This window comes from Haloplanus sp. (assembly GCF_028275055.1).
Classification (GTDB): domain Archaea; phylum Halobacteriota; class Halobacteria; order Halobacteriales; family Haloferacaceae; genus Haloplanus.
Map to the genome: position 1 here is coordinate 1 of NZ_JAQCNJ010000063.1, position 1586 is coordinate 1586.

Here is a 1586-nt window from a genome sequence, read left to right on the forward strand (position 1 = left end):
GGGTCGAACTCATCCGGGAAGTCGGCGGGTGCGATCGATTCGACGGCGACTGCTCGCTCGGCGTCGCTCCGCCCCGAGAGGACAGCCCCGACCCGCCCGTTTCCCACCACCGCGACCCGGATCCCGCGGGGTGTTGCCGAAGACATACCCGGTGTACCCCGTCCATCGATGTAAATCGTTGGTGTCGAACGGATACCGACGTCGGAGGCTGGCCAGGACGGACGATCCGCCCGGGACACACGCCGTCTCACCCGGGCATGGCGGGTCGGCGCGGCCGGTGGCGCTGGGTTTATTACTCGTTGCCGCCTCCTGTTTCATCGATGAACGGCGGTACATCGGATCCGGACGACGCCGCGGAAACCGCCGAGATCGAGGACGTGTTCGACCGGCTCTTCCGGGACGGCCGGACCAACGCTCTCATCGCGTGGGCGCTTGTCGCCGTCCTGGCAGGCGTGTTCGTCGATAGCGTCGTCGATGTCGACCTCCAGTGGGTGCTTTTCACGGCGTTCGTCGCCGGTGTCGTGTTGCTGCCACCGGTCGTCTACCGGGAGTGGCGGGTGATGCTCCCGTGGGAGTTGTTGGTGCTGGCGCTGTTTCCGGTTCTGGTCCGCGGGCTCGTGGGCGGCACACTCGGGACCTTCGCCACCTACGTCGCCCTGGCCGGACTCGCGCTGCTCGTCGTGGTCGAACTCCACACGTTCACGACGCTGCAGGTGACACACTGGTTTGCCGTCGTCCTCGTCGTCCTGACGACGTTGGCGGCGGTCGGGGCGTGGACGGTGTTCCGGTGGAACGCCGACAGGTTCCTGGGGACGAGCTACCTCGTCGACAACGAGACGCTCATGATGGAGTGGCTCTACGTCACGCTCGCCGGCATCGTGGCGGGACTGCTCTTCGACGGGTACTTCAGACGACGTGACCAGTGGCTCTGGCGGGCGATCCGGCGGGTGGGTCGCCGGTGACGCTACTTCCCCGCCTCTCGGTTCGGGCCCAGCGGCGGCTCACCCGCGGGATGCAGCTCGCGCTGTTCGGCCTGGTGGTGTACGGCGTCGTCGCCGGCGAACCGAAGGCGATCATCAACGGCGGCGTCACGCTGCTCATTACGTTCGTTCCCGCCGTCCTGGAGCGGAACTACGACCTGCCGCTGGATCCGTGGCTGGCGTTGTGGATCACCACCGCGGTGTTTCTCCACACCCTCGGATCGGCCGGGCTCTACGGCCGGATCTTCTTCTGGGACAACATCACCCACGCGATGTCGGCGTCGCTGATCGCGGCGGCGGGGTACACTGTCGCCCGCGCGGTCGACATCCACAGCGACGACATCCACATCCCGCGCCGGGTCGCGTTCGTGTACATCTTCGTGATCGTGCTTTCCTTTGGCGTGGTCTGGGAACTCTTCGAGTTCGGGCTCGATATCGCCGCCGACGCGACCGGACTGGAGATGCCACTGGCCCAGCACGGCCTCGACGACACTGTTCGCGACATGATGTTCAACTCCCTTGGCGCGCTGCTCGTCGCGGCGTTCGGGCAGGCACACCTGGCGGGCATCGCACAGTTGGTTCAGGAGCGCCTGCTCGCACCGGAGT

The 1586-nt window shown here is 66.7% G+C and carries 2 protein-coding genes; both read left to right on the forward strand.

Annotated elements, in window-relative coordinates:
* Positions 1 to 320 precede the first annotated feature (320 nt).
* Positions 321 to 962, forward strand: coding sequence for a hypothetical protein (locus Q0925_RS08630; protein WP_299334225.1), 642 nt, complete (start codon positions 321 to 323; stop codon positions 960 to 962).
* 50 nt (positions 963 to 1012) lie between these two features.
* Positions 1013 to 1586 (forward strand): hypothetical protein (locus Q0925_RS08635; protein ID WP_349254403.1); only part of this gene is annotated, 574 nt, incomplete at its 3' end.

Bases quoted from the DNA above. Each gene is read 5' to 3' on its own strand.
- Q0925_RS08630 (WP_299334225.1), top strand. From the start codon at position 321: ATGAACGGCGGTACATCGGATCCGGACGACGCCGCGGAAACCGCCGAG.